This window comes from Paenibacillus sp. PDC88 (genome assembly GCF_900106725.1).
GTDB classification, from domain to species: Bacteria; Bacillota; Bacilli; order Paenibacillales; family Paenibacillaceae; genus Paenibacillus; species Paenibacillus shunpengii.
On record NZ_FNNT01000015.1, the window covers coordinates 38,744 to 64,399 of the forward strand.

Here is a 25,656-nt window from a genome sequence, read left to right on the forward strand (position 1 = left end):
AGAAAGGAGGAACACAAAATGCCAAAAGTAGCACTTTTTAATGTCAGTGGTAGCCAAGTAGGAGAAGTTGAACTGAACGATGCAGTATTCGGAATTGAGCCGAACACTCATGTACTTCACGATGCTGTTGTTATGCAACGCGCTTCCCTGCGTCAAGGTACACACAAAGTAAAAGGACGTTCTGAAGTACGCGGCGGCGGACGTAAGCCTTGGAAACAAAAAGGTACTGGACGCGCTCGTCAAGGTTCGATCCGTGCACCACAATGGGTAGGCGGCGGTACTGTATTTGGTCCAACACCACGCAGCTACGCGTTCAAACTGCCTAAGAAAGTTCGTCGTCTGGCGATTAAATCCGCTTTGTCTTCCAAAGTGATTGATAACGAAATTATCGTTCTGGATGCTCTTGCTCTGAATGCACCGAAAACTAAAGAATTTGCAGCTATTTTGAATAACCTCAAAGTAGATCGCAAAGCTTTGATCGTTGCTCCAGGCTATGATGATAATGTTGCTCTTTCCGCAAGAAATATTCCTGGTGTGAAATTTGTAGCGGCTGACGGCATTAATGTTCTTGACGTACTTACGTACGACAAACTGATCATTACGAAAGAAGCAGTTCAGAAGGTAGAGGAGGTGCTCGCGTAATGAAGAATCCTCGTGACATTATTAAACGTCCGGTGATTACTGAACGTACAGCTGATATGATGGCCGACTTGAAATATGTATTTGAAGTCGATATTCGTTCGAACAAAACCGAAATCAAAGCTGCTATTGAAGAAATCTTCAACGTTAAAGTAAAAGACGTGAACACTCTTCGCGTACCTGGTAAGTTGAAACGCTACGGACGCTACTCTGGATACACTCCTGAGTGGAAAAAAGCATTCGTAACTTTGACTCCAGACAGCAAAGCTCTTGAGTTCTTTGAATCGGTATAATAAGAAACTGTAAAGTAAGGAGGGAAAATCAGTGCCAATCAAAAAGTACAAACCGACGTCTCCGGCTAGACGTAACATGTCTGTGTCTACTTTTGAAGAGATCACAACAAACCAGCCAGAGAAATCGCTGCTTGCTCCACTGAGCAAAACAGCTGGCCGTAACAACCAAGGTAAAATTACGGTTCGTCACCATGGCGGCGGACACAAGCGTAAATACCGTATTATTGACTTTAAACGTACTAAAGATGGAATACCGGGCCGCGTTGCTACAATTGAGTATGACCCGAACCGTACTTCCAACATCGCTCTGATCCATTATGCAGATGGTGAGAAACGTTATATCATCGCTCCTAAAGGTCTTAAAGTAGGGGATCAAATCGAGTCTGGACCTAGCTCTGACATCAAAACAGGTAACGCACTGCCGCTTGAAAACATTCCAGTAGGTACCGTTATCCACAACATCGAACTTCAACCAGGTAAAGGTGGACAATTGGTTCGCGCAGCTGGTACTGAAGCTCAACTTCTTGGTAAAGAAGAAAAATACGTAACAGTTCGTCTTTCTTCCGGTGAAGTACGCCGCATCCTTAAAACTTGCCGTGCTACAATCGGATCTGTTGGTAACGAAGACCACGAACTCGTTAAAATCGGTAAAGCAGGCCGTAGCCGCTGGCTCGGACAACGTCCTGAAGTTCGCGGGGTAGTAATGAACCCTAACGATCACCCTCACGGTGGTGGTGAAGGACGCGCTCCAATCGGACGTAAATCGCCAATGTCTCCATGGGGTAAACCAACTCTTGGTTACAAAACGCGTAAGAAAAACAAAGCTTCTGACAAATACATCGTTCGCCGCCGCACGAAGTAATACACAGTCTATCTGTGCATAACTTCGCGCGAGCGATCGTGAATGAACGAGAACATTGGATGAAGGGAGGATTTACACATGAGTCGCAGTCTTAAAAAAGGGCCATTCGTTGATGGCTACCTGTTGAAAAAAGTAGAAGACATGAACGAGTCTGGCAAAAAGCTGGTGATCAAAACTTGGTCCCGTCGTTCTACAATTTTCCCACAATTCATTGGACATACGTTTGGTGTGTATGACGGCCGTAAACACGTTCCTGTTTATGTAACGGAAGATATGGTTGGACACAAGCTGGGTGAGTTCGCTCCTACGCGTACTTATAAAGGCCATGCAGCAGACGATAAGAAGACTAGAAGATAAATGATCATCAAGCGCTAATGTTTGAGAGGAGGTTAAACAATGGAAGCAAAAGCACATGCCAAGTTTATTCGGATTGCTCCTCGTAAAGTTCAACTCGTTGTTGACTTGATTCGCGGCAAGCAAGTGGGTGAGGCGATCGCGATTCTGCGCCACACTCCAAAATCCGCTTCTCCAGTTGTTGAGAAATTGCTGAACTCTGCTATCGCAAACGCAGAGCACAACTACTCCCTGGATGTTAACAAACTGGTTATCTCGCAAGCTTACGTAAACCAAGGTCCGACAATGAAACGTTTCCGCCCTCGTGCAATGGGACGTGCAAGCCGGATCAACAAACGCACTAGCCACATCACTTTGGTGGTATCTGAAAAATAAGGAGGGAAAACGTGTGGGACAAAAGGTAAATCCCGTCGGACTCCGTATCGGCGTAATCCGTGATTGGGAATCCAAATGGTACGCAGGCAAAGATTTCGGTGATCTTTTGCTAGAAGACGTAAAAATTCGTGAATACCTGAAAAATAAATTGAAAGACTCCGCAGTATCTCGTATCGAAATCGAGAGAGCGGCTAACCGTGTCAACGTAACGATCCACACTGCTAAACCAGGAATGGTTATCGGTAAAGGTGGCTCTGAAGTTGAAATTCTCCGTGGTCAAATCACGAAGATTGCTGGCGGTAAGAAAGTTCATATCAACATTTCTGAAATCAAACAACCAGACCTTGACGCAATTCTCGTTGCTGAAAGCATTGCACAACAATTGGAACGCCGTGTTTCTTTCCGTCGTGCTCTGAAACAAGCAATTCAAAGAACTATGCGTGCAGGTGCTAAAGGTATCAAAACACAAGTAGGCGGACGTCTTGGCGGCGCTGAGATCGCACGTTCTGAAGGCTACAGTGAAGGAACTGTTCCACTGCACACGCTTCGTGCCGACATCGACTATGGTACAGCAGAAGCTCATACAACTTACGGCCGTCTTGGCGTAAAAGTATGGATCTATCGTGGAGAGGTTCTTCCTACGGCTAAGAAACAAGCTGCTAAGGAAGGAGGCAACTAATCATGTTGGTGCCAAAACGCGTAAAACACCGCAAGCAACAACGCGGTCACATGAAAGGTCAAGCTAAAGGCGGAACTACACTGAACTTTGGTGAGTACGGTCTTCAAGCAACTGAACCATCTTGGATTACGAACCGTCAGATCGAGGCTGCTCGTATCGCGATGACTCGTTACATCAAACGTGGTGGTAAAGTTTGGATCAAAATCTTCCCAGACAAACCTATTACTCAAAAGCCTCTCGAAGTACGTATGGGTAGTGGTAAAGGTAACGTCGAGAAATGGGTTGCTGTTGTAAAACCAGGAAAGATCATGTTCGAGCTTTCTGGTGTATCTGAAGAAGTTGCTCGCGAAGCAATGCGTCTGGCTGCTCACAAGCTGCCAATCAAGACGAAGTTCGTGAAACGTGAAGAATTGGGTGGTGAAGTAAATGAAGGCTAGTGAATTCCGCAACCTAACCACTGCTGAAATTGAGCAAAAGATTGCCGGATTTAAAGAAGAACTCTTTAACCTCCGCTTTCAACTCGCTACCGGTCAGCTTGATAACCCGACACGTATTCGTGACGTACGTAAAGAAATTGCACGTGCTAAAACGATCATCCGTGAAAGAGAACTTGGGATTAGCTAATAAATAGTACCGGATGGAACATCCGTCTGTAATTGAGGAAGGAGGCCAACAATGAGCGAAGAACGTAACGCACGTCGAGTGCAAATCGGTAAAGTGGTTAGCGACAAAATGGACAAAACAATCGTGGTTGCTGTAGAAACTTACAAAAAGCATGACTTGTACCATAAACGCATCAAATACACGAAAAAGTTCAAAGCACATGATGAAAATAACACTGCTAAAATCGGTGATACTGTTAAAATCATGGAAACTCGTCCTTTGTCGAAAGACAAGAACTGGAGACTTGTTGAAGTCGTAGAAAAAGCGGTTATCATTTAATGATATTCAGCTTTGCTGAAAGGAGGAAAACAAGATGATTCAACCATTTACACGTTTGGCTGTAGCTGACAACTCTGGTGCGAAGGAACTGATGTGTATCCGAGTACTGGGTGGTACGGGACGTAGTCGTACAGCACAAATCGGAGACCTGATCGTTTGTTCTGTCAAACAAGCAACACCAGGCGGCGTTGTCAAAAAAGGTGATGTAGTAAGAGCGGTAGTTGTTCGTACAAAACGTTCTGTTCGTCGTAAAGACGGATCTTACATCGCATTTGATGAGAATGCAGCAGTTGTTGTTAAAGAAGACAGAAGCCCACGCGGAACTCGTATTTTCGGACCAGTTGCTCGCGAACTTCGCGAGAAAGACTACATGAAGATCGTTTCCTTGGCTCCAGAAGTTATCTAATGAACGTATATTGATCCTTGTATAAAGGATTCGATTCATACTTGTTCACGCAAGTCATAGGAGGTGTACGAAATGGCAAAAGTGAAAAAAGTTCTGGAATCTCATAACAACAAGTTGCACGTCAAAAAAGACGACACTGTTATGGTGATCAGCGGTAAAGACAAAGGCAAAAAAGGCCGTGTCATCGCAGCTTACCCTCGTGAGAATCGCGTTCTTGTTGAAGGTGTTAACCTCGTGAAAAAACACCAAAAGCCTAACCAGCTGAATCCACAAGGCGGCATCATCGAGAAAGAAGCTCCAATCCATGTATCGAACGTGATGCACATTGATCCGAAGAGCGGAAACGTAACTCGTATTGGTTACAAAGTTTTAGACAACGGCAAAAAAGTACGCGTTGCTAAACGTTCCGGAGAATCGATCGACTAATGTAATCGAATGAGAAAGGAGGTCCATAATTCATGGCAAGAATGAAAGAACGTTTTCTGAATGAAGTAACTCCTGCTTTGATGCAGAAGTTTGAATACAGCACAGTAATGCAAGTTCCTAAAATCGAGAAAGTGGTAATCAACATGGGTGTGGGCGACGCTGTCCAAAACTCCAAAGTGCTTGATTCCGCTGTGAACGATATGCAGCTGATCTCTGGTCAAAAACCAGTAATCACTAAAGCTAAAAAATCAATCGCCGGTTTTAAACTTCGTGAGAACATGCCAATCGGGGTTAAAGTAACACTGCGCGGAGAGCGTATGTATCACTTCCTTGATAAATTGTTCAACATCACTCTACCTCGTGTACGTGACTTCCAAGGCGTATCGAACAGAGCGTTCGATGGTCGCGGTAACTACACACTTGGACTTAAAGAACAACTCATCTTCCCAGAGATCGAGTATGATAAAGTCGACAAAGTACGCGGTATGGATATCGTAATCGTAACTACGGCTAAAACGGACGAAGAGTCCCGCGAATTGCTTACTCAACTTGGAATGCCATTCGCAAAGTAATAAATAACAGTATCCGGGAATCCAGCTAGGGTCCCGAATTCTCCGAAATTATTTAGGAGGTGTCAGGCTAAGTGGCAAAAACTTCAATGAAAGTTAAACAACAACGCACACCGAAGTACAAAGTTCGTGCTTATACTCGTTGTGAACGTTGCGGTCGTCCACATTCTGTATTGCAGAAGTTTAAAATTTGCAGAATTTGTTTCCGTGAATTAGCTTATAAAGGCCAGATCCCTGGCGTGAAAAAAGCAAGCTGGTAAAAAGTCCTGAACGGGAAGGAGGTTTACACACAATGACTATGTCTGATCCAATTGCAGATATGCTTACTCGCATTCGTAATGCGAACACAGTTCGTCACGAAACGGTAGAAATGCCTGCTTCGACGATGAAAAAACAAATCGCTGAAATCCTGAAGCGTGAAGGTTTCATCCGTGATGCAGAATATGTGGATGATAACAAACAAGGCATCATCCGTATCTTCTTGAAATACGGTCAAAACAACGAGCGCGTTATTACTGGTCTGAAAAGAATCAGTAAACCAGGCCTTCGTGTTTACACGAAAAGCAATGAAGTACCTCGCGTACTTGGTGGTCTCGGAATCGCGATCATCTCTACTTCCAAAGGTGTAATGACAGATAAAGAAGCTCGTCAAGCTAAATCTGGCGGCGAAGTTGTCTGCTACGTTTGGTAATATAAAGTCACAGAACAAGGAGGTGCAACAACATGTCCCGTATTGGTCGTAAACCAATTACAGTACCAAGTGGCGTAGAAGTCACTCTGGACAACACCGCAATTACGGTTAAAGGTCCTAAAGGTACACTTACACGTGAACTTCATAAAGAAATGAAGGTTTCCGTTGAAAATAATGAAATTACAGTAACACGTCCTTCTGATCACAAAACACATCGTTCTTTGCACGGTACTACTCGTTCCGTAGTAAATAACATGGTACTTGGCGTAACTGAAGGATTCTCCAAATCTCTGGAACTGGTTGGGGTCGGATATCGTGCAAGCAAATCCGGAGATAAAATCGTTCTGAACGTAGGTTACTCCCATCCGGTAGAAATCACGCCGGAACCGGGGATTGAGTTCGAAGTTCCTTCGAACACTAAAATCATCGTTCGTGGAATCAACAAAGAGCGCGTAGGTGCTTATGCAGCTGAAATCCGCTCTGTTCGCGAACCTGAGCCTTACAAAGGTAAAGGGATTAAATATGAAGGCGAACGCATCATCCGTAAGGAAGGTAAAGCCGGTAAGAAGAAATAAGATTTCTTACCGACTTTGTGCCGTCCCCTGGCTTTTCAGGAGATGCTCGTGTTTCTAATATACCCTGTGCGTCTTAATGTGAAGCTATTCAAGGCTAACTGAAGGGAGGAAACGTGAAATGATTACTAAACAAGATAAGAACAAAGTGCGTCTGAAAAGACATATCCGTGTTCGTGGTAAAATTTCTGGTACGGCTGAGCGTCCACGTTTGAACGTATTCCGTTCCGATAAACATATCTATGCTCAACTGATCGATGATGTAGCAGGTGTAACACTTGTATCTGCATCGACGGTCGACAAAGAAATCAGCGGCGAAATCACAAACGGTGGTAACGTTGAGGCAGCTAAGAAAGTTGGCGCTCTCGTTGCTAAACGTGCGAAAGAAAAAGGATACACTAACATCGTTTTCGATCGTGGTGGCTACCTGTATCATGGACGTATTCAAGCTTTGGCTGATGCTGCTCGTGAAGCAGGGCTTGAATTCTAAGATATTTTTTAAAAGGAGGTTAACGACTTGCGTGTAGATCCTAACACTTTAGAACTCACTGAAAGAGTTGTAAATATTAATCGCGTTGCTAAAGTAGTAAAAGGCGGACGTCGTTTCAGCTTCAGCGCTCTGGTAGTTGTCGGTGACGGCAACGGCTGGGTTGGAGCTGGTATCGGTAAAGCAGGCGAAGTACCTGATGCGATCCGCAAAGGTATTGAAGATGCTAAGAAAAATCTAATCCACGTACCACTCGTAGGAACAACAATTCCTCACTTGATCACTGGTAAATTCGGAGCTGGCCGTGTTCTTTTGAAACCAGCTGCTGAAGGTACTGGGGTTATCGCTGGTGGTCCAGTTCGTGCCGTTCTGGAACTTGCTGGTGTGGGTGACATTTTGACAAAATCACTGGGTTCTTCGAATTCCATGAACATGGTCAATGCGACCTTGGAAGGTTTGTCCCGCTTGAAACGCGCTGAAGATGTAGCGAAATTGCGTGGAAAAACTGTCGAAGAGCTTCGGGGCTAAGGAGGGAATCTCATGTCTAAACTGGAAATTACCCTCGTTCGCAGTTTGATCGGACGTCCTGAGACACAAAGAACGACTGTTAACACACTCGGTCTTCGTAAACTCAACCAAACTGTGGTTCATAACGACAATGCTGCGATCCGCGGTATGGTGAATAAAGTAAGTCACTTGGTTTCTGTTAAAGAAATCGAGGCGTAAGGAATAGCATCATAGGGCTTGTTCCCATAAATCATTAAGGAGGTGCAACGATGAAGTTACATGAGCTTTCTCCAGCTCCTGGATCCCGCAAAGAGCGTAAACGCAAAGGTCGTGGTCCAAGTAGCGGAATGGGTAAAACTTCAGGTCGCGGTCACAAAGGTCAAAACGCTCGTTCTGGCGGTGGTGTTCGTCCAGGCTTCGAGGGTGGTCAAAACCCACTGTATCGTCGTCTGCCGAAACGCGGTTTCGTAAACCCAACTCGCAAAGAGTATGCGGTTGTGAACATCGAAGATCTGAATAGTTTTGAAGCAGGTACAGAAGTAACTCCAGAAGTTTTGGTTGAAACAGGTATTGTGAAAAACACAAAATCTGGCATCAAAATTCTTGGCAATGGCGAAGTTACTGTAAAACTTACAGTAAAAGCGAATAAGTTCTCTCAATCTGCGGTAGAGAAAATCGAAGCTGCCGGCGGTAAAACCGAGGTGATCTAATGCTCACATCCCTAAAGAATATATGGCGAGTCGAAGATCTTCGTAAACGAATATTGTTCACTCTCTTTGTTCTAATTATTTACCGCATCGGCTCCTTTGTTCCTGTTCCAGGAGTTAACAAGGAAGTATTCGACGCGGTAGATTCGCAAGGCAGGGAATTGTTCGGTCTTCTGAACACATTCTCAGGCGGAGCGTTGTTCCAGTTCTCGATCTTTGCGCTAGGGATTATGCCATATATTACAGCATCCATCATTACACAATTGTTATCGATGGATGTTATTCCGAAGCTTGCGGAATGGGCCAAACAAGGTGAGCATGGTAAGAAAAAATTAGCCCAGCTCACTCGGTATGGTACAGTGGTGTTGGGATTAATCCAAGCATTTGGTACATCGATCGGATTTAACCGGTTGTATGGACAGGAAATGGTGCCTAATGCTACCTTCGTTGACTATATTGTCATCGCGATTGTATTGACGGCAGGTACTTCATTCCTCATGTGGCTTGGTGAGCAGATTACGGAAAGAGGTATTGGTAACGGGATTTCAATCATTATCTTTGCCGGTATCGTTGCTACCATTCCAAATGTTATCCGTACTACAGTAGAATCAGAATTCATTCAGGCAGATCAGCTGTTCATGAACATCCTTAAGGTGGTTATTGTGGCACTGGTTCTTCTCCTGACCATTGTAGGGGTTATCTACATCCAGCAGGCGATCCGGAAGATTCCGGTTCAATATGCAAAACGAGTTGTAGGTAACAAAATGTATGGTGGACAAAACACCCATATTCCGCTGAAAATCAATGCGGCGGGCGTTATCCCTGTCATTTTCGCTGTATCACTTCTTCAGTTTCCGATCATTATCGCTTCGTTCTGGGCAGGTAATGCATGGGCAGACTGGATTACGCGTCATTTGTCTTATGACAAACCGTTAGGTATGGTGCTCTATGTTATCATGATTATTGGTTTCACGTTCTTCTACACTTTCGTGCAGATGAACCCGCAGCAAATGGCTGATAACATGAAGAAGAACGGCGGTTATATCCCAGGCATTCGTCCGGGTAAAGCAACTGAGAAATACTTGTCCCGTGTCTTGACTCGTTTGACGATGACCGGAGCTTTGTTCTTGGCTGTCATTTCCGTTCTACCTGTATTCTTGGGCTCACTTTCCGGTTTGCCTCAAGTTGCACAGCTTGCTGGTACTTCCATGCTGATCGTTATTGGTGTAGCATTGGATACGACCAAGCAGATTGAAAGTCAATTGATCAAACGCCATTACAAAGGTTTCATCAATAAATAGCCATAGGTTCCGGTAAAGAATGCAATAGTTCGCCCTTGCTGGTGAGTTGCTAAGACCGGCACCTATTGTGCTGTTTCTTGTTGAAGGGATAGTCTTGGAGGGAGTGACATAACGTGAACATCTTATTCATGGGCCCTCCTGGGGCAGGAAAAGGGACACAAGCAGAAGCGATTGTTAATGAATTCGGCATTCCTCACATTTCGACAGGCGATGCATTTCGTTTGGCGATTAAGCAAGGAACTCCTATTGGGATTAAAGCTAAAGAATACATGGATCAGGGTAAGCTTGTACCAGACGATGTTACCATAGGTATTGTTGAAGAACGTCTTCAGCAGCCTGATTGTGAGAAGGGCTTCCTATTGGATGGATTTCCACGGACCATTTCACAAGCAGAAGCACTGGACGGTATTCTGGAACGTTTAAATACTGGTTTGGATCATGTCATCAACTTGAAGGTTGACCGTAACAAATTGCTGGCTCGATTAACAGGTCGCCGTTTGTGCAAAAATTGCGGTTCTACGTATCATGTTGTTTTTAACCCGCCTAAACAGGAAGGTATTTGTGATAAATGCGGCGGCGAGTTGTATCAGCGTTCTGACGACAACGAAGAGAGCGTAGGTACTCGTCTTGACGAATATATCAACAAAACAGCACCACTCCTCACGTTTTATGAGAACAAAGGTCTTCTGCGTCAAATCGACGGGGAACAGGAAATTCATGCGGTATCGCAAGAGATCGTATCCTTACTGCGGGGTTAATGGTAATGATCATTTGTAAGTCCGATGCAGAACTGGGTTGGAAGAGTGAGTCACGGTTATCCAGTACGCAAGTACAGGAAGATCAGATGGTTCACGATTTATCCCGGGTTTTGACCGGAGAACTTCACCAAATGACTGATCAATATCATCGCAGTCAAGGGGCTGTGTCGTCTTTCACAGGTTATCACGGTTTTCCTGCCAGTATTTGTACTTCAGTCGATGAACCGAAAGTGCATGGGTTGCCCAGCTATATTCGATTGTTTGCAATGTCGTATGACGGTCGATCTGTACTCCATTTTTGCGAAGGCGAGATGCGTAGGTGATGAGAAGATGAATGAAGAAATCCCACAAATCGGTCAAATCGTAAAAATCCTTCGAGGCAGGGATGCTGGCCAGTTTGCAGTAGTCATCGCTGTTGAGGACAACAGATATGTATATATTGCTGACGGGGACAAACGCAAGTTTGATGGAGCTAAGAAGAAGAACCTTCTTCATCTGGATCCCCAGCCGATGATCAGCAGCGAGGTTGTAAACAGTATTAACGAAATTGGACGGGTTACGAACGGAAAACTGCGTTATGCAGTACAGCAGTTCATAAATGCAAGCGAAGTTCAAAGCTGAAGAAGAAAGGAGACTATCTGTGGCCAAAGAAGATGTCATTGAAGTGGAAGGAACGGTTATAGAGCCGCTTCCTAACGCAACGTTCAAAGTAGAGCTTGAGAATGGTCATCAAATTCTAGCTCACGTATCCGGCAAACTGCGGATGCATTTTATCCGCATTCTGACAGGAGATAAAGTGGTTGTTCAGTTATCGCCTTATGATCTAACCAAAGGGCGTATAACTTATCGTAAATAGTAAGGTGCATTTTCTGAAATAACGAATGAGAGTTACAACAGTTTTGCATGTGAATGCAATCTTGGTGTACCCTATGTACATGAGACTGCTTCCATAGAAGCTGTGAAATGCTTTCGAAGTCAGTTTTACTCATCGTAAAACTTTGAGGAGGTAATCAACATGAAGGTAAGACCTTCTGTAAAACCTATCTGCGAGAAATGCAAAGTCATTCGCCGCAAAGGTAATGTAATGGTCATCTGCGAAAATCCGAAACACAAACAAAAACAAGGTTAATAGAAGGGGGTGTAGCGTAAAATGGCTCGTATAGCTGGTGTGGATTTGCCACGTGACAAACGCGTTGAGATCGCCTTGACTTACATTTTCGGAATCGGTAAAACGACTTCCCAGAAAATTCTGAGCGAAACAGGCATTAGTCCAAATACTCGTGTCCGTGATCTGACGGAAGATGAAGTGAGCAAATTACGTGATGGTATCGACAAAACGGTTAAGGTAGAAGGTGACCTTCGTCGAGAAATTTCTTTAAATATTAAACGTTTGACTGAGATCGGATGTTACCGCGGTGTTCGTCACCGTCGTGGCCTTCCTGTTCGTGGACAACGTACTAAAACAAATGCTCGTACGCGTAAAGGTCCTCGTCGTACAGTAGCAAACAAAAAGAAATAAGAAGGGAGGATAATCTACAATGGCTAAACCGAAAAAAGTCGTACGTACTAAACGTCGTGACCGTAAAAATATTGAGTCTGGCGTGGCACACATCCGTTCCACGTTCAACAACACGATTGTTACCATTACGGATCCACACGGTAACGCTATTTCCTGGGCAAGCTCCGGCGGTCTTGGATTTAGAGGTTCCCGTAAGTCGACTCCGTTCGCAGCTCAAATGGCAGCAGAAACTGCAGCTAAAGCAGCAATGGAACACGGCATGAAAACAGTTGAAGTTATGGTTAAAGGACCAGGTGCTGGCCGCGAAGCAGCTATCCGCTCTTTGCAAGCTGCAGGTCTGGAAGTTAACCTGATCAAAGACGTAACTCCTGTGCCACATAACGGATGCCGTCCTCCAAAACGTCGTCGTGTCTAATGAGATTTGCCCCCTTAGTGTGGTATAATCCGGCACAATCTGTTAATAATGGTTGTTTAGGCATACTACATGGCTACACTAGATAAGGTAAATGTTTCATATAGGACAGGACGTTTTGAAGGAGGGGTATTGCAGTGATAGAAATCGAAAAGCCGAAAATTGAGACGGTAGACGTCAATGATGATGGCACTTATGGCAAATTTGTGGTGGAACCGTTGGAACGTGGATATGGTACGACGCTGGGCAACTCGCTTCGCCGTATCTTGCTTTCTTCGCTTCCAGGTGCAGCAGTAACATCGGTACAAATCGATGGCGTGTTGCACGAATTTGCTACAGTTCCTGGCGTAATGGAAGACGTAACGGAAATCATTTTGAACCTGAAAGCTTTGTCTTTGAAAATTCATTCGGATGAAGAGAAAGTTCTTGAGATTGATGCTGAAGGTGAAGGGGCTGTAACAGCCGGAGATATTCGTGCGGATAGTGATGTGGAAATCCTTAACCCGGATCTTCATATCGCAACTCTTGGTCCAGGTTCGAGACTACACATGCGTATTTTTGCCAATCGCGGTCGTGGCTACGTCCAAGCGGATCGGAATAAACGCGATGACCAACCGATCGGCGTCATCCCTGTGGATTCCATCTATACCCCGATTGCACGTGTCAACTATGGTGTTGAGAATACGCGTGTTGGTCAAGTAACGAACTACGACAAGCTGACGCTTGAAATTTGGACTGATGGAAGCATTCGTCCAGAAGAAGCAGTTAGCCTTGGCGCCAAAATTTTAACCGAGCACCTGTTCTTGTTCGTTGGTTTGACTGACGAAGCTAAAGATGCAGAGATCATGGTTGAAAAAGAAGAAGACAAAAAAGAAAAAGTACTCGAAATGACGATCGAAGAGCTCGATCTATCTGTTCGATCCTATAACTGCTTGAAGCGTGCGGGTATTAACACGGTTCAGGAATTGACCACGAAAACTGAAGAAGACATGATGAAGGTACGTAACCTTGGTCGCAAATCTTTGGAAGAAGTGCAAGAGAAGCTCGAAGAGCTAGGTTTGGGTCTTCGTACAGAAGAATAGCAAGCGATTGTTTGAAGTGAAGGAGGGGAAAACATGGCATACCAAAAGTTGGGTCGTAACTCCAGTGCTCGTAAAGCATTGTTCCGTGACCTCGTAACGGATCTGTTCTTGTACGAGCGTATTCAAACGACTGAAGCAAAAGCGAAAGAAGTTCGTTCTATCGCTGAAAAGCTGATCACCAAAGCGAAGCAAGGGGATCTTCATGCACGTCGTCAAGTGGCTGCTTATGTACGTCGTGAGACGATTGATGGTGAACAGGATGCAATTCAAAAACTGTTTGGCGAAATCGCACCACGTTATGCTGAGCGTCCAGGTGGATACACTCGTATCATGAAACTAGGACCTCGTCGCGGTGACGCTGCGCCTATGGTTTACTTGGAACTGGTAGACCGTGCGTAAATAGTGGCATAAAGTGAGGGAAGGGTGACAGGATTTACATTCTGAACATGCCCTTTTTTTCCTTGCCTCATTGAAGCAACGGTTTGGGGAGGAGCTCCGATAGGAGCTCTTTTTCATTGTGATGAGGATTGGAAGCTGCATGTTAGGACTTAGAAGGCTGTGTGCTTAGTATGGGATAAAGGTGTGAATTCGATGCGGAACATATGTATGAAAGTGAATTATGATGGTACGGATTATTTCGGTTTCCAAACCCAGCCGATCGGCAACACCATTCAGGATCGAATTGAAGAAGCGATTAAATCACTGACAGGTGAAGTGGTCAAAATACATGCATCAGGTCGTACTGACGCTGGAGTGCATGCTATTGGACAGGTTTTTCATTTTCATACTGAATCCATGATTCCGATTGATCGCTGGTGTATGGCGCTGAATGGCAGACTGCCTGAGGACATCATACTCACCGATGCTTACGAAGTTCCGCTTGAGTTCCATTCCAGACGTTCTGCCAAGAGAAAAACCTATCGTTACACCATTAATGCCAATCAGTTTCTCGATCTATTTAATAGACGGACGCAGCTGCATCATCCAGGTAAGCTGGATATCCAAGCGATGCGGGAGAGTCTCCCATACTTGCTTGGGACTCATGACTTTACCTCTTTCGCCTCTCGGCACTCCACCAAGCAATCTCATATCAGGACACTGTATGAGGCAGAGCTGAAGGTCGATACTTCCATGAGCCGGAAAGGTCACCCGAGAGATCAAGGTGTTATACATCTGTTTATTACGGGAAACGGCTTCTTGCAGCATATGGTACGTATTATTGTCGGCACGTTGCTGGAGGTCGGAGAAGGGAAGCGTAAGCCAGAAGACATGAAAATGATCTTGGAGGCAGAGGATCGGTCTGCAGCAGGTCCTACAGCAGTTAGCAAAGGGCTGATGCTGTGGAATGTGGAGTATGAGGATTTCTAAAAAAAACCTCGGATAAATGCCTTGCGAACTGGACTGCAATCGTGTAATATATAAGTTGTGTTTTCTTAATGGCTTTCCCACAGCCCCAATTAAGTGAACAACCAAATGTAACACCAATCCATCATAAACAAACAGTTAAACTTAACGAATATAAAAGACTAACATTTATGCGTATTATGAACGCGAACATTTGAAGGAGGATCTTTTCATGCGTACCACTTATATGGCGAAGCCTAATGAAGTTGAGCGTAATTGGCACATCATCGATGCTGAAGGCAAAACGCTCGGCCGTTTGGCAAGCGAAGCTGCGGCTTTGATTCGCGGTAAACACAAGCCACAATTCACTCCACATGTTGACACTGGCGATTTCGTTGTTGTTATCAATGCAGAGAAAATTGTTCTTACTGGTAAGAAAATGGAGAACAAAAACTACTACCGTCACTCTATGCACCCAGGTGGACTGAAAGTCACTCCTGCTAAAGAAATGGTTAAGAACAAGCCTGAACGTATGATCGAACTCGCTGTACACGGCATGCTTCCTAAGACTCGTATGGGTAACCAAATGAAACTTAGACTGAAAGCATACGCTGGCGCTGAACATCCACATGCAGCACAAAAACCTGAAGTTTACGAACTTCGCGGATAATTAAAAGGAGGACAGTTTCATGGCACAAGTACAATACTATGGGACAGGTCGTCGTAAACATTCGGTAGCACGTGTTCGCCTTGTACCGGGTGAAGGACGCATTGTCATTAACAAACGCGACATCAACGATTATTTCGGCGGTTTGGAAACACTCAAACTGATCGTTAAACAACCACTTGAACTGACTGAAACTTTGGGTAACTACGATGTTCTCGTAATCGCTCATGGTGGTGGTATCACTGGTCAAGCAGGCGCAATCCGTCACGGTATCTCCCGTGCACTTCTGAAAGCTGACCCAGAATACCGTCCAGGTCTGAAAAAAGCAGGCTTCCTGACTCGTGACCCACGTATGAAAGAACGTAAAAAATACGGTCTCAAAGCCGCTCGTCGTGCACCACAGTTCTCGAAACGTTAATATTATCTTGGACTTTCAAGATTACAGCCTCTGGCCATCAGGTCAGAGGTTTTTTATTTTACTTTGCCTATCCTTCTCTAAAGTGTCCGCGCTTATATTCTTTAGTAGCGCATTAGAACAACTTCCTCAATCCCATCCTATGCCATTGCTGCAACCTTCTGAAGGACGTCATCGTTTAGAGTACAAGAAGGAATCCTCTTCTTATAACAACTTAATTTAATTAGAAGGCAGGTTATAACGATGCGACGATTGAATAAAAATGTGATTGGGTTCATGGCGGTTTCTTTAGCTATTACATTAGGTAGTGGCTTAACGTATGCAAATGTCGGCTTCACGGATATTCAAGGTACATATGGGGAAGCGGAGATCCGTTCCTTACAGGAAAGAAGTATCGTCAGAGGGATAGGGAACGGGGAATTTAAGCCTGAGTCCTCCTTATCGACTGCTGAGGCTGTACAATTGATTGCAGGAGGTCTTAAGTCGATTTCTAGCGACAAGAAGGAAGAGCTTAAGTTGGAAGGCGAGACAGTTGAAATGTATAGTGAGGTATGGCTTGAAGGCTGGTATGCAGATGCATTCATAGACTTTAATGACAATGGCCTTTCGGTTCCTGCGGAGCTGACACCATCATCCTCAATAACCAAGGAGCAATATACGGCATTACTCATAGATATGATCGAGAAATACGCCGGTTTGCCGCTGATCAATATCAAGCCTGAGGAAATCTCAGATGCAGATGACATCACACCTGCTTACCAAGGCGCCATTCAGCGCTCATTAGTTTGGGATATTACAGAGCTGGATGATAAGCTTAACTTTTCTCCGAGAGCGGAGATTACACGGGCAGAGGCTTCGGTTATGCTCTTCCATGCACTGGAGTTTTTGAGCAAGCATCCTTATAGGCACTAAATGTACAGTGAAACACGAATCTTCATCGTTTTACCTTAGAAATTGTAAAAGGCTTGTTCTTCTTTAAAGTTAAACTAAACAGACAATGCATTGGGTATTCTTCGGAGCTGCCCGTGTCTACTTCTGAATGGTCACTTTACTAACGAAGAACAGGCTTTTTTTGCATACTTTTTATCAAAAACAAATAAAGTTTCAAAAAAACCTTAAATTCTTAGTAAAAAAGTTGGATTTAGCATTGACTTTCTCCTGGTAAGATTTATACTTAATTGTAATTCATATCTAAATTGTAGGTTTTAATGTAAGGTAGTACACATATGGGAGGCAAGTACAAATGAATTTGTTAGAAAAAGAAGAATTGGCTAGAGTTAAAGCGATCGAGCTCGAGGATGCAACGCCGGAGGATATTATTCGTTTTGCTGTTGAGACATTTCCGAACATCACATTTGCTTGCAGTTTTGGTGCCGAAGATGTTGTCTTGGTTGATATGCTTCAAAAAATCAGTCCTAAATCAGACATATTTTATCTAGATACAGATTTTCATTTTAAAGAAACATATGAGACACGGGATCGTCTTGTAGCTCGTTATCATATTGATTTTGTCAGAGTATCACCAAAGATTACACCCGAAGAGCAAGCGCAGGAGCATGGTGCAGAGCTGTGGAAGTCTGATCCGAATGCATGCTGCAACATTAGAAAGGTAGAGCCTTTGACACGTATCCTATCTCAATATGATGCATGGATTACCGGAATTCGTCGTGACCAGGCACCTACTCGCGCAAATGCAAAGAAAGTAGAGTACGATACGAAATTTGGCCTAATGAAATTCAATCCGATTGCGGGCTGGACGAACGAGGATGTATGGAACTATATTCGGGAGAACAATCTGATCTATAATCCGCTCCATGATCAAAATTACCCAAGTATAGGATGCGAATATTGCACTAGACAGGTAATGCCGGGAGAAGATCCCCGAGCAGGACGCTGGTCAGGTAATGATAAAACGGAGTGTGGATTGCACAAATAAGCGATTCAATTTATTAAATTTAAATAGCTTGCGTAACTTCAAATCATCGTTATAGACAATCGCTCATAAGGAGATGGGTTCATGGCTGCGATATTGCCTCATGGTGGAACACTAGTTAATCGGATTGTAACAGGTGCAGAGCGAGAAGAACAGCTCAAGCAAGCTAAGGAGCTAAGACAGCTGCCCATTACCAATTGGACCATATCGGATTTGGATTTGATTGGTGTGGGTGCATTTTCTCCGTTGACCGGGTTTTTAAATGAAGAGGATTATCAGTCTGTAGTTCATAACATGCGACTTGCAAATGGTACGGTGTGGAGCATTCCGATTACACTTGATGTGAATCCCGAGTATGCAGCATCGTTTGAAATCGGTGAGGTCATTGCTCTAGTAGGTCAGGAAGATAGTGTGATCTATGGGACGCTGACTGTGGAAAGTGTGTATAAGGCAGATCATGAGGTTGAAGCAGTAAAAGTCTATAAAACAAATGATAAAGAACATCCTGGTGTGAAAAAGCTGTTTGAACGCCATACAACTTACGTAGGCGGTTCGATTCAAGTGTTGAATCGTAAGCAGCCAGCGAAGTTCGAAGAATTTTATTATGATCCGGCAGAGACACGTGAACAGTTTGAAGCCAAAGGCTGGAAGACAGTGGTAGGGTTTCAAACACGTAATCCTGTTCACCGTGCACATGAATATATTCAGAAGAGTGCGATGGAGATTGTGGATGCTCTGTTCCTTAATCCACTTGTTGGTGAAACGAAGTCAGATGATGTGCCGGCGGATGTCCGTATGAAGAGTTATCTGGTTCTGCTCGAGAATTACTATCCGGCGAATCGGACTTTCCTGGGTGTATTTCCGGCAGCGATGCGTTATGCAGGTCCGAGGGAAGCGATCTTCCATGCGATGGTCCGCAAGAACTATGGCTGTACTCATTTTATCGTTGGCCGTGATCATGCAGGGGTAGGCGATTATTATGGTACCTATGAGGCCCAGGAGATCTTCACTAATTTTACAGCTGAGGAGCTTGGGATTACTCCGCTATTCTTCGAACACAGCTTCTTCTGTACGAAATGCGGAAATATGGCCTCCAGCAAGACTTGCCCGCATGGCAAAGAGGACCATTTAACATTGTCGGGTACGAAAGTAAGAGGGCTCCTGAGAGAGGGACAATGCCCGCCGCCGGAATTTACGCGCCCGGAAGTAGCGGAAGTGCTGATTGAGGGTATGACGGAGCAGCAGGTAACCACATAATTTAGGTTTGTCCTTATATAAATGAATATTTGTCCACCTCGTCCCATATAGATCATTATGGTCAGTTTGGATCGGAGGTGGCTTTTTTATGCGAAAAAAACGTTCGAATAAGCTCTTGGTGTGGATTCATGTTCGAACCATGAAGAGAGTCCTGCTGGGAGCTCTTCTGCTGGCTCTATTTGTCTGTATCGCTATATATGAGGTACCGGCATCTAAAACGTGGAATTATTGGAGCCTGCCGTTGTCAGGGAAGGTCATTGCTCTGGATGCAGGGCACGGTGGTCCAGACGGGGGAGCCGTGAGCAAGCAAGGGGTTATTGAGAAAGATATCAATTTAGCTGTAGCCTTGTATTTACGGGACTATTTGCAGCAAGCAGGTGCTACTGTGGTCATGACCAGAGAAACAGATGTCGACCTCGCTCCTGAAGATACCAAGGGATATTCCAAACGAAAAACAGAGGATCTGAAGCAGCGTGTAAGAATGATTGAGGATAAGCAGGTGGATATGTTTATTAGCATTCACATGAACAGCATCCCTTCTAATCGCTGGAGCGGAGCACAGGTATTCTATTACCCGAATCATGAAGATAATCCAAACTTTGCTGCACTCATTCAGGACGAGATTAGACGAAACCTAGAGAATACAGATCGAATCGCAAAAACTGTTAACACCGTATATATGCTTCAAGCATTAAAAATGCCGTCTGTGCTTGTTGAGGTGGGCTTTCTGTCACATCCCGAAGAATCCAGACTACTGGCAGAGGATGAGTATCAGCGTAAGGTAGCAGCATCTGTCTACAAAGGAATTTTGAGATATGCCTCAGGGGAAAAAATGAAAAACTAAAATAATGCACCTCAGAGTGTTATAATAGATCTGTACTTGTATAAAAGGAATACATGCCAATAGATAAAGCTGAGGTGCTATCATCATGTTATCAAGAGACCAAGTGCTGGAATTATTATCTGACATTCAGGAGCCTGTGAGCGGACTTCGGTATGCAGATCTGAACTTTATTCGCGATATCATGGTTAAAGAGGATCGAACCCATTTGACCATGATTTGTTTGACTGAAGATGAAAACGTTCGCAGAACGCTTAAAGATCAGGTAGCCTCTGTACTGCGTCAGGCAGGAGTGAATGAAGTCCATGTGCGGCTTCGCAATGCTTCAGACATGGAGCGAGAAGGCGCGTTAGGGGATAGCAAGAAGAGGAATACAGAAGCAGCAGAACCAACTGATGAAGAAGTGCTGGTCAAAGGACACGCTGCAGGGATGGAGAATAACGATCTCCTAGATCCTGCGTCAGGAGTTCAGTTTATCGCCATTGCAAGCGGCAAAGGCGGAGTCGGCAAATCGACGGTTTCCGTAAACCTGGCTGCTGCCCTCGCGAGGCAGGGGAAGAGAGTAGGAATCATTGACGCGGATATTTACGGCTTCAGCGTTCCCGACATGATGGGGATTGAAGAGGGGCCTGCAGTGGTGGATGGAGCAATTCAGCCTGTGGAGCGTTTCGGTGTCAAAGTGATGTCTATGGGCTTTTTCGTTCAAGAGAACAGTCCAGTTGTCTGGAGAGGGCCGATGCTGGGGAAAATGCTGAGACAGTTCTTCAGTGATGTGAATTGGGGGAGTCTTGATTATATGATCCTTGATTTGCCTCCAGGTACAGGAGACATTGCACTGGATGTACATCAAATGATACCGCAAAGCAAAGAGATTATTGTAACGACACCCCATGCTACAGCAGCCTTTGTTGCGGCGCGAGCTGGAGCGATGGCGATACAGACGCAGCATGAGATTCTGGGCGTAATCGAAAATATGGCTTATTATCAATGCGGATCCTGTGGAGAGAAAGATTATGTGTTCGGAAGAGGCGGCGGGGGGCGGTTAGCCGAAAGCCTGCATACGGAATTGCTCGCCCAAATTCCACTCGGTAATCCGGATAATCACATTTCTGAGCCTGATTTCTCTCCATCGGTTTATAAGGATCATACAGAGATCGGACAAATGTATAATGATGTTGCAGCAGCGATTATTGATAAGACAACTGTTGAATAGAAATATTGAATAAAAAAACCAAGCCGCACTGATGTCATAGGCCGTCTTATGGACGAGCTAATGCCATGATTGGCTTGGCTTTTTTTATTAGGTTAAGACTCAAATAGGGTTAACTGCTGCCACCAGATCCGCTTTCTCCGCCTTCGCCGCCGCTTTCATTCCCGCCTTCACCACCGCCGCCGCCTTCGCCGCCGCCACCTTCGCCTTGAGCTCCCCCAGCGCCTTCACTTTGTTTAGGCTGCAGCTCCTCTTTGACAACGGCCTGCAGCAGCTCCATAACTTCCATACGGAAGAGTGGATTCTGCATAGCTTCCTGCATGACACTCATCGTCTGTTTGCGATAATCAGCACTTTGAGTGAGCTCCAGCATCATTTTTTGCATTTCAGGAGATTTCAGCATATCCTCCATCGACTTTTGGTACGTAGGGTCCTTAATAAGCTCCATGTGAATTTGCTTGCTCTGGGCGTTAACCACCTTGGCAAATTCTCCTGCAAATTTCGGGTCCTTCATGATCTCTTCAAATTCCTTCTTGTACTCAGGGGAGGAGAGGGTGTCTTTGACCGCAAGACGAATATCCTCACTTGATCCGCCTGAAGTAAGCATTCGAATACCAAAGCTTCCTGAAGCAGAGCCTCCGCCTGATCCTGAACCCGATCCGCCTCCGGATCCTGATTCTTCTTCCGAACCGCCCTCACCGCCGCCGCTTCCTGTACTGCTTTGACCAAGAAGGGCTTCCTCCATTGCTTTTTTACCTTCATCGCTTTTCAAAATATCAACGACCATCGTCTTCATTTCTTTATAACTGCCGCCTTGGGATCCAGAGCTTTGATCAGACCCGCATCCGGATAAAAGGGTGGCCATACCGCCTACCAAACACAAGTAACGTAAATTATGCCATTTCACGCGCCTCACAGCCCCTTTTTAAGATACTGATTGTAGTATGAGGGGAATACACGATAATTATGTCCGATAAGCCATGGTTTTTTATTGAGAAGGTTGGTAAAATAAAGACTCGGAGGTGGAAAAGGTTTGAATTTAAGGAAATGGTTTTATTTATTTTGGCGAACCTTATGTGTCGGGGGAATTGCTTCACTGATTACAGGCTTTATTCTTACGACCGGTGATTATGTATCCTCAGGAACAGCGGATTATCTTTTGTATCTGGTTATTCTGTTCGGCTCGGGCATGATGATCAGCTTGTACTCACAGCTTGGTTTTTTTGCTTATTTGATCTTGAACTATATGGGACGAGGCACCTTTTCTCAAAAAACATGGACTTATATTCAGCTTGCCTTAACAGCCCTTGCCTTGCTCGAATTAATGTTTTTCCGGATATTCATGAACGAAGGAAATGGAGCATCGGACCTTATCCTCGGCATCATTATTCTATTGACCGCTGTTGTAACCGCTTATTTTAAAGTGAGAGCTACCAATAATCATGCCCTTATACCGACATTATTTTTCATGATTGCATTGACAATTGTTGAGACAATCGGAGTGCTTAGCATAGGGGATCATTCAGCTACTGCCTTTACCGTTATTCCACTTCTGGCCTGCAATACATATCAAATTCTAATGCTGCACCGCATTGCACCAGCGTCAAGTGACGCATCAAGCAATCATACGGCAGACAGTAAGCCGGTCGGAGGGAAGACATCAAGCATGAATACGTCTGTAAATTGAAAAAAATGCCAAAGAGCTAACCGGGGTTAGCTCTTTTATTTTATATTCAAGTGTTCATCTGCCGATCACTAGGTCGAGCAAATTATTGCAAAAATAGAGCAGCAGTGTTAAAGCTGTGTATCGTTCATCGCTTGATCGCGTACTTCGGCACCTTTAACATTAGATTGATTGATCAATTCGGATACAGTAACGAACTCATATCCTTTTTGACGTAGCTGCTCGATAATTTGAGGAAGGGCTTCATGGGTTTGTTTAACAGAATCACTGGCATGCAGGAGTACAATATCTCCAGGATGAGCTTTACTTACAACACGATCTACGATTTGGTCGACGCCAGGGTTCTTCCAATCCAGGGAATCGGTGTCCCACTGAACCACTTGATAATTCAAAGTATCAGCGATACGAAGGACTCGTTTATCAAAATCACCGTTTGGCAAACGAATTAAGCTCGGTTCTTTTCCGGATACTTCGGTTAAAATACTATGTGCTGTTGAAATCTGCTTGCGAATTTCTTCATCCGTCAGACTGCTGTAATTGACATGCTTGTGACCATGGCTTCCAATTTCATAACCTGCGTCCTTTATGGAAGCTACGATCTCAGGATGGGTTTTACTCCAGGGAGAGGATAGGAAGAAGGTAGCCCTCTGGACATTTTGCTCCTCCAGTACTTTGAGAATAGGTTCTGTTCGCTTGTCACCCCAGCTGATATCAAATGTAAGAGCGATCACTTTCTTCTCCGTAGGTACACTGTATACAGCTGCAGGAGCTCCGCCTTCGGAGAACACGGAAATATCCTCTGTTTCAATATAGATGATCCCGAGTGTAAAGATTGCAGCGGCGAACACGATGAGGAACCTTTTGATTTTTCTCCCGTTTAATACATAGAAATATGAGTTCATGTCATTGCTCCTCCCATTAGCAGGCTCGTTTACTTTTATGTGTATGCTCGTACCTTGTACATATGACTAGTACGTACTATCAAAGATCTGATAGCTAAATGGGTTGGTTTAATTTCTAAGGAAGAGGGTAATAAGAAGATGTTTCGTTTTCAAACCTTTTTAATGGATGCTCGATCAATATCTCGATACATACTCGTAGCAACACTGATCTTTATAGGTGGTGGAGTGCTCGGTTGGATGAGTACAGGAGTTCTGCAGGATATCATGCTTCAGCAAATCAGTGGACTTAGCGAGATCAGCAACGAGCTGCGGCAAAGTGAGAATGTCCAGTGGAGCTTTTTCACGTTTATTTTTTTCAATAATGCCATAAAAGGTGTGCTTGTCATCTTTGCAGGAGCACTCGGCGGAATTATCCCCGTAATCTTCTTAATCATAAATGGCGGAGTGCTAGGCTTCTTGTTGCATGCAGCATGGCAGCAGGGAATTAGCTATTACGAGGTCGTAGTAAAAGGTTTGCTGCCACATGGCATTATCGAAATTCCAGCCATTATTATTGCTTGTGCCTTTGGACTGAAGCTCGGTGTAATGATATATAAGGCGCTGGGTGAAATCGGTATGGAAACAAGCACGAGATCCATTAGACTAGGTGCATATATGAGACAGACGGCGACCGCATCCTTATGGATTGTAATACTTTTGTTTATTGCTGCTATTATAGAGAGCACATTGACATACTTCTTGGTACAGTAAAAAATTTTTCGGCTATGATTCATAAATTTCCCAAAACTTGAGCATAACAATAAAACATCTTGTTAGTCAGACAAATAAAGTAGATGAAGGAGAAGTTCGATGCTCGGAATGCTGTTTAATGAAAAAGAATGTAAAGAACTCGATTACGTCCTAAGAAAAGAACTTGATGAGATGTTATTGGATCTTGGTGATTCAAGATTAGATCATGACATCCGTTACGCCATTGCAAACCGTTATAAGACAGTTTTCCGAATGTACGCACGTTTTGCACCAGCGAAGGAGTTATCCAAATATGCGCGGAACGGGCGGTTTCCACAGATCAAGTAAACGAATAAACTGATATAGAACCTCTCTAGTAATAGGGAGGTTTATTATTTTGCGTGAACTTTTTAATATGTATTTTGTGTTCAGTAGAAGTTAACAAATTGTTATATGAATTCGGAATAGTATCGTTAAATTTTTTTTATAAAACAGTTGACCTATTGAGTTATAATATGATAAATTATAACTCGTTCCTTTTTAGTAAGTTGTCTCTGCAATAGAGACGAAGCGAGATGGTAAAAAACTTCTTCAAAAAAAGTCTTGCATTACTGAATCGGATGTGATACATTATAAAAGTCGCCGCTGAAATTGAGCGACGGCGAGAAAATGAAAGATTTGATCTTTGAAAACTGAACAACGAGTGAGCAGAATTTTGCAACTGCAAAATTCTAAACGCGAGGTTATGGTACAAGTCGTCAGACGGTATGATAACCGAGCAAAATAAAGAGGACATTACGTTCTCGTCAGTTTTTCTAAATGAGCTTAATCGCTCTTTCAATATTTTGAAGGTTGGATATTTTCTCGAAGCGATTCGAAGGGTGTTCAGCTCGATAAATCCTTATTGGAGAGTTTGATCCTGGCTCAGGACGAACGCTGGCGGCGTGCCTAATACATGCAAGTCGAGCGGAGTCAATGAGAAGCTTGCTTCTCTGAGACTTAGCGGCGGACGGGTGAGTAACACGTAGGTAACCTGCCCATAAGACTGGGATAACTACCGGAAACGGTAGCTAATACCGGATAGGTTCTTCTC

Annotated in this window: 42 protein-coding genes and 1 rRNA gene; 41 read left to right on the forward strand and 2 right to left on the reverse strand. The window is 44.3% G+C overall.

The genetic code is table 11. The annotated features are described in order from the left end of the window. Positions 1-18: 18 nt before the first annotated feature. The 37 genes from rplD (at position 19) to BLW49_RS26450 (ending at position 21,251) form a co-directional block, all read left to right on the forward strand. Entirely contained in the window at positions 19-642 is a 624-nt protein-coding gene (gene rplD / locus BLW49_RS26275) for a 50S ribosomal protein L4 (protein WP_047914089.1), read from the forward strand. Beyond that, complete coding sequence (gene rplW, locus BLW49_RS26280) at positions 642-932, forward strand: 50S ribosomal protein L23 (protein WP_076315701.1); 291 nt, start codon at positions 642-644, stop codon at positions 930-932. Before rplD ends, rplW begins: the two co-directional genes overlap by 1 nt. Positions 933-963: 31 nt before the next feature. Next, positions 964-1,794: a 50S ribosomal protein L2 gene (rplB, locus tag BLW49_RS26285; RefSeq protein ID WP_047914087.1), complete on the forward strand. Its 831-nt coding sequence runs from the start codon at positions 964-966 to the stop codon at positions 1,792-1,794. A gap of 78 nt (positions 1,795-1,872) precedes the next feature. Beyond that, positions 1,873-2,151: a 30S ribosomal protein S19 gene (rpsS, locus tag BLW49_RS26290; RefSeq protein WP_076315702.1), complete on the forward strand. Its 279-nt coding sequence runs from the start codon at positions 1,873-1,875 to the stop codon at positions 2,149-2,151. A gap of 39 nt (positions 2,152-2,190) precedes the next feature. Further along, positions 2,191-2,523 (forward strand): 50S ribosomal protein L22, encoded by a 333-nt coding sequence (rplV, locus tag BLW49_RS26295; RefSeq protein WP_047914085.1) that lies wholly within the window; start codon positions 2,191-2,193, stop codon positions 2,521-2,523. 13 nt (positions 2,524-2,536) lie between these two features. Further along, a complete protein-coding gene (gene rpsC / locus BLW49_RS26300) occupies positions 2,537-3,202 on the forward strand; it encodes a 30S ribosomal protein S3 (protein ID WP_076315703.1) in 666 nt (221 codons plus the stop codon). 2 nt (positions 3,203-3,204) lie between these two features. Further along, positions 3,205-3,639, forward strand: a complete 435-nt coding sequence (gene rplP, locus BLW49_RS26305) for a 50S ribosomal protein L16 (RefSeq protein WP_047914083.1) — start codon at positions 3,205-3,207, stop codon at positions 3,637-3,639. After that, the gene (gene rpmC, locus BLW49_RS26310) at positions 3,629-3,826 is read left to right on the forward strand and encodes a 50S ribosomal protein L29 (RefSeq protein WP_047914082.1); all 198 of its coding nucleotides are present in this window, start codon (positions 3,629-3,631) and stop codon (positions 3,824-3,826) included. The genes rplP and rpmC overlap by 11 nt, the downstream gene beginning before the upstream one ends. 51 nt (positions 3,827-3,877) lie before the next feature. Then, positions 3,878-4,144 carry a 30S ribosomal protein S17 gene (rpsQ, locus tag BLW49_RS26315; RefSeq protein WP_076315704.1) on the forward strand — a complete coding sequence of 89 codons (267 nt, stop codon included), beginning with the start codon at positions 3,878-3,880 and terminating at the stop codon, positions 4,142-4,144. A gap of 34 nt (positions 4,145-4,178) precedes the next feature. Continuing rightward, positions 4,179-4,550, forward strand: a complete 372-nt coding sequence (gene rplN / locus BLW49_RS26320) for a 50S ribosomal protein L14 (RefSeq protein ID WP_076315705.1) — start codon at positions 4,179-4,181, stop codon at positions 4,548-4,550. Between the two features lie 72 nt (positions 4,551-4,622). Next, the gene (rplX, locus tag BLW49_RS26325; protein ID WP_076315706.1) at positions 4,623-4,976 is read left to right on the forward strand and encodes a 50S ribosomal protein L24; all 354 of its coding nucleotides are present in this window, start codon (positions 4,623-4,625) and stop codon (positions 4,974-4,976) included. A 32-nt stretch (positions 4,977-5,008) separates the two neighbouring features. Continuing rightward, entirely contained in the window at positions 5,009-5,548 is a 540-nt protein-coding gene (gene rplE, locus BLW49_RS26330; protein ID WP_076315707.1) for a 50S ribosomal protein L5, read from the forward strand. 71 nt (positions 5,549-5,619) lie between these two features. Next, positions 5,620-5,805 (forward strand): type Z 30S ribosomal protein S14, encoded by a 186-nt coding sequence (locus BLW49_RS26335; protein WP_074961883.1) that lies wholly within the window; start codon positions 5,620-5,622, stop codon positions 5,803-5,805. Positions 5,806-5,837: 32 nt separating this feature from the next. After that, the gene (rpsH, locus tag BLW49_RS26340; RefSeq protein ID WP_076315708.1) at positions 5,838-6,236 is read left to right on the forward strand and encodes a 30S ribosomal protein S8; all 399 of its coding nucleotides are present in this window, start codon (positions 5,838-5,840) and stop codon (positions 6,234-6,236) included. A 32-nt stretch (positions 6,237-6,268) separates the two neighbouring features. Continuing rightward, positions 6,269-6,811 (forward strand): 50S ribosomal protein L6, encoded by a 543-nt coding sequence (rplF, locus tag BLW49_RS26345; RefSeq protein WP_047914077.1) that lies wholly within the window; start codon positions 6,269-6,271, stop codon positions 6,809-6,811. 118 nt (positions 6,812-6,929) lie between these two features. Beyond that, positions 6,930-7,298, forward strand: coding sequence for a 50S ribosomal protein L18 (gene rplR / locus BLW49_RS26350; protein ID WP_047914076.1), 369 nt, complete (start codon positions 6,930-6,932; stop codon positions 7,296-7,298). Between the two features lie 27 nt (positions 7,299-7,325). Then, a complete protein-coding gene (gene rpsE, locus BLW49_RS26355; RefSeq protein ID WP_047914075.1) occupies positions 7,326-7,823 on the forward strand; it encodes a 30S ribosomal protein S5 in 498 nt (165 codons plus the stop codon). 12 nt (positions 7,824-7,835) lie between these two features. Next, complete coding sequence (rpmD, locus tag BLW49_RS26360) at positions 7,836-8,021, forward strand: 50S ribosomal protein L30 (protein WP_047914074.1); 186 nt, start codon at positions 7,836-7,838, stop codon at positions 8,019-8,021. 50 nt (positions 8,022-8,071) lie between these two features. Then, entirely contained in the window at positions 8,072-8,512 is a 441-nt protein-coding gene (gene rplO, locus BLW49_RS26365; protein ID WP_076315709.1) for a 50S ribosomal protein L15, read from the forward strand. Next, on the forward strand, positions 8,512-9,810 hold the full coding sequence (secY, locus tag BLW49_RS26370; protein WP_090727887.1) for a preprotein translocase subunit SecY: 1,299 nt from the start codon (positions 8,512-8,514) through the stop codon (positions 9,808-9,810). Before rplO ends, secY begins: the two co-directional genes overlap by 1 nt. Positions 9,811-9,923: 113 nt before the next feature. Continuing rightward, positions 9,924-10,568 (forward strand): adenylate kinase, encoded by a 645-nt coding sequence (locus BLW49_RS26375; RefSeq protein WP_047914071.1) that lies wholly within the window; start codon positions 9,924-9,926, stop codon positions 10,566-10,568. Positions 10,569-10,573: 5 nt separating this feature from the next. Then, complete coding sequence (locus BLW49_RS28610) at positions 10,574-10,891, forward strand: hypothetical protein (protein ID WP_143042165.1); 318 nt, start codon at positions 10,574-10,576, stop codon at positions 10,889-10,891. Positions 10,892-10,898: 7 nt separating this feature from the next. Beyond that, the gene (locus tag BLW49_RS26380; RefSeq protein ID WP_047914070.1) at positions 10,899-11,189 is read left to right on the forward strand and encodes a KOW domain-containing RNA-binding protein; all 291 of its coding nucleotides are present in this window, start codon (positions 10,899-10,901) and stop codon (positions 11,187-11,189) included. 19 nt (positions 11,190-11,208) lie between these two features. Next, positions 11,209-11,424, forward strand: a complete 216-nt coding sequence (infA, locus tag BLW49_RS26385; RefSeq protein ID WP_006212898.1) for a translation initiation factor IF-1 — start codon at positions 11,209-11,211, stop codon at positions 11,422-11,424. A 159-nt stretch (positions 11,425-11,583) separates the two neighbouring features. Further along, positions 11,584-11,697, forward strand: a complete 114-nt coding sequence (gene rpmJ, locus BLW49_RS26390) for a 50S ribosomal protein L36 (RefSeq protein ID WP_003333770.1) — start codon at positions 11,584-11,586, stop codon at positions 11,695-11,697. Between the two features lie 21 nt (positions 11,698-11,718). Continuing rightward, complete coding sequence (gene rpsM, locus BLW49_RS26395) at positions 11,719-12,087, forward strand: 30S ribosomal protein S13 (protein WP_076315710.1); 369 nt, start codon at positions 11,719-11,721, stop codon at positions 12,085-12,087. 19 nt (positions 12,088-12,106) lie between these two features. Further along, positions 12,107-12,502, forward strand: coding sequence for a 30S ribosomal protein S11 (gene rpsK / locus BLW49_RS26400; RefSeq protein ID WP_076315711.1), 396 nt, complete (start codon positions 12,107-12,109; stop codon positions 12,500-12,502). 134 nt (positions 12,503-12,636) lie between these two features. Further along, positions 12,637-13,581: a DNA-directed RNA polymerase subunit alpha gene (locus BLW49_RS26405; RefSeq protein WP_076315712.1), complete on the forward strand. Its 945-nt coding sequence runs from the start codon at positions 12,637-12,639 to the stop codon at positions 13,579-13,581. Positions 13,582-13,614: 33 nt separating this feature from the next. After that, complete coding sequence (gene rplQ / locus BLW49_RS26410; protein ID WP_047914067.1) at positions 13,615-13,980, forward strand: 50S ribosomal protein L17; 366 nt, start codon at positions 13,615-13,617, stop codon at positions 13,978-13,980. Positions 13,981-14,172: 192 nt separating this feature from the next. Beyond that, positions 14,173-14,949, forward strand: a complete 777-nt coding sequence (truA, locus tag BLW49_RS26415; protein WP_090727890.1) for a tRNA pseudouridine(38-40) synthase TruA — start codon at positions 14,173-14,175, stop codon at positions 14,947-14,949. A gap of 208 nt (positions 14,950-15,157) precedes the next feature. Further along, positions 15,158-15,595: a 50S ribosomal protein L13 gene (gene rplM / locus BLW49_RS26420; protein WP_076315714.1), complete on the forward strand. Its 438-nt coding sequence runs from the start codon at positions 15,158-15,160 to the stop codon at positions 15,593-15,595. Between the two features lie 19 nt (positions 15,596-15,614). Next, positions 15,615-16,010 carry a 30S ribosomal protein S9 gene (gene rpsI, locus BLW49_RS26425; RefSeq protein WP_047914064.1) on the forward strand — a complete coding sequence of 132 codons (396 nt, stop codon included), beginning with the start codon at positions 15,615-15,617 and terminating at the stop codon, positions 16,008-16,010. A gap of 240 nt (positions 16,011-16,250) precedes the next feature. Then, positions 16,251-16,919, forward strand: coding sequence for an S-layer homology domain-containing protein (locus BLW49_RS26430; protein WP_047914063.1), 669 nt, complete (start codon positions 16,251-16,253; stop codon positions 16,917-16,919). A gap of 331 nt (positions 16,920-17,250) precedes the next feature. Further along, on the forward strand, positions 17,251-17,943 hold the full coding sequence (locus BLW49_RS26435; RefSeq protein WP_047914062.1) for a phosphoadenylyl-sulfate reductase: 693 nt from the start codon (positions 17,251-17,253) through the stop codon (positions 17,941-17,943). An 81-nt stretch (positions 17,944-18,024) separates the two neighbouring features. Beyond that, positions 18,025-19,197: a sulfate adenylyltransferase gene (gene sat / locus BLW49_RS26440; protein WP_076315715.1), complete on the forward strand. Its 1,173-nt coding sequence runs from the start codon at positions 18,025-18,027 to the stop codon at positions 19,195-19,197. 88 nt (positions 19,198-19,285) lie between these two features. Further along, the gene (gene cwlD / locus BLW49_RS26445; RefSeq protein ID WP_047914060.1) at positions 19,286-20,041 is read left to right on the forward strand and encodes an N-acetylmuramoyl-L-alanine amidase CwlD; all 756 of its coding nucleotides are present in this window, start codon (positions 19,286-19,288) and stop codon (positions 20,039-20,041) included. Between the two features lie 85 nt (positions 20,042-20,126). Beyond that, a complete protein-coding gene (locus BLW49_RS26450; RefSeq protein WP_090727892.1) occupies positions 20,127-21,251 on the forward strand; it encodes an Mrp/NBP35 family ATP-binding protein in 1,125 nt (374 codons plus the stop codon). Positions 21,252-21,360: 109 nt separating this feature from the next. Here BLW49_RS26450 and gerD read toward each other — a convergent pair whose 3' ends face one another. Next, entirely contained in the window at positions 21,361-22,155 is a 795-nt protein-coding gene (gene gerD / locus BLW49_RS28615; protein WP_047914058.1) for a spore germination lipoprotein GerD, read from the reverse strand. Between the two features lie 126 nt (positions 22,156-22,281). Between gerD and BLW49_RS26460 the strand changes: the two genes are divergently transcribed. Continuing rightward, positions 22,282-22,935, forward strand: coding sequence for a KinB-signaling pathway activation protein (locus BLW49_RS26460; protein ID WP_047914057.1), 654 nt, complete (start codon positions 22,282-22,284; stop codon positions 22,933-22,935). 107 nt (positions 22,936-23,042) lie between these two features. Here BLW49_RS26460 and pdaB read toward each other — a convergent pair whose 3' ends face one another. After that, positions 23,043-23,834 (reverse strand): polysaccharide deacetylase family sporulation protein PdaB, encoded by a 792-nt coding sequence (gene pdaB, locus BLW49_RS26465; RefSeq protein WP_047914056.1) that lies wholly within the window; start codon positions 23,832-23,834, stop codon positions 23,043-23,045. A 138-nt stretch (positions 23,835-23,972) separates the two neighbouring features. Here pdaB and BLW49_RS26470 point away from each other — a divergent pair, with 138 nt between their 5' ends. From BLW49_RS26470 to BLW49_RS26480, 3 genes are all read left to right on the forward strand, one after another. Further along, positions 23,973-24,584: a stage II sporulation protein M gene (locus BLW49_RS26470; RefSeq protein ID WP_047914055.1), complete on the forward strand. Its 612-nt coding sequence runs from the start codon at positions 23,973-23,975 to the stop codon at positions 24,582-24,584. 99 nt (positions 24,585-24,683) lie between these two features. After that, complete coding sequence (locus BLW49_RS26475; protein WP_047914054.1) at positions 24,684-24,911, forward strand: hypothetical protein; 228 nt, start codon at positions 24,684-24,686, stop codon at positions 24,909-24,911. A 553-nt stretch (positions 24,912-25,464) separates the two neighbouring features. Then, positions 25,465-25,656 (forward strand): 16S ribosomal RNA (locus BLW49_RS26480); the annotation flags it as partial.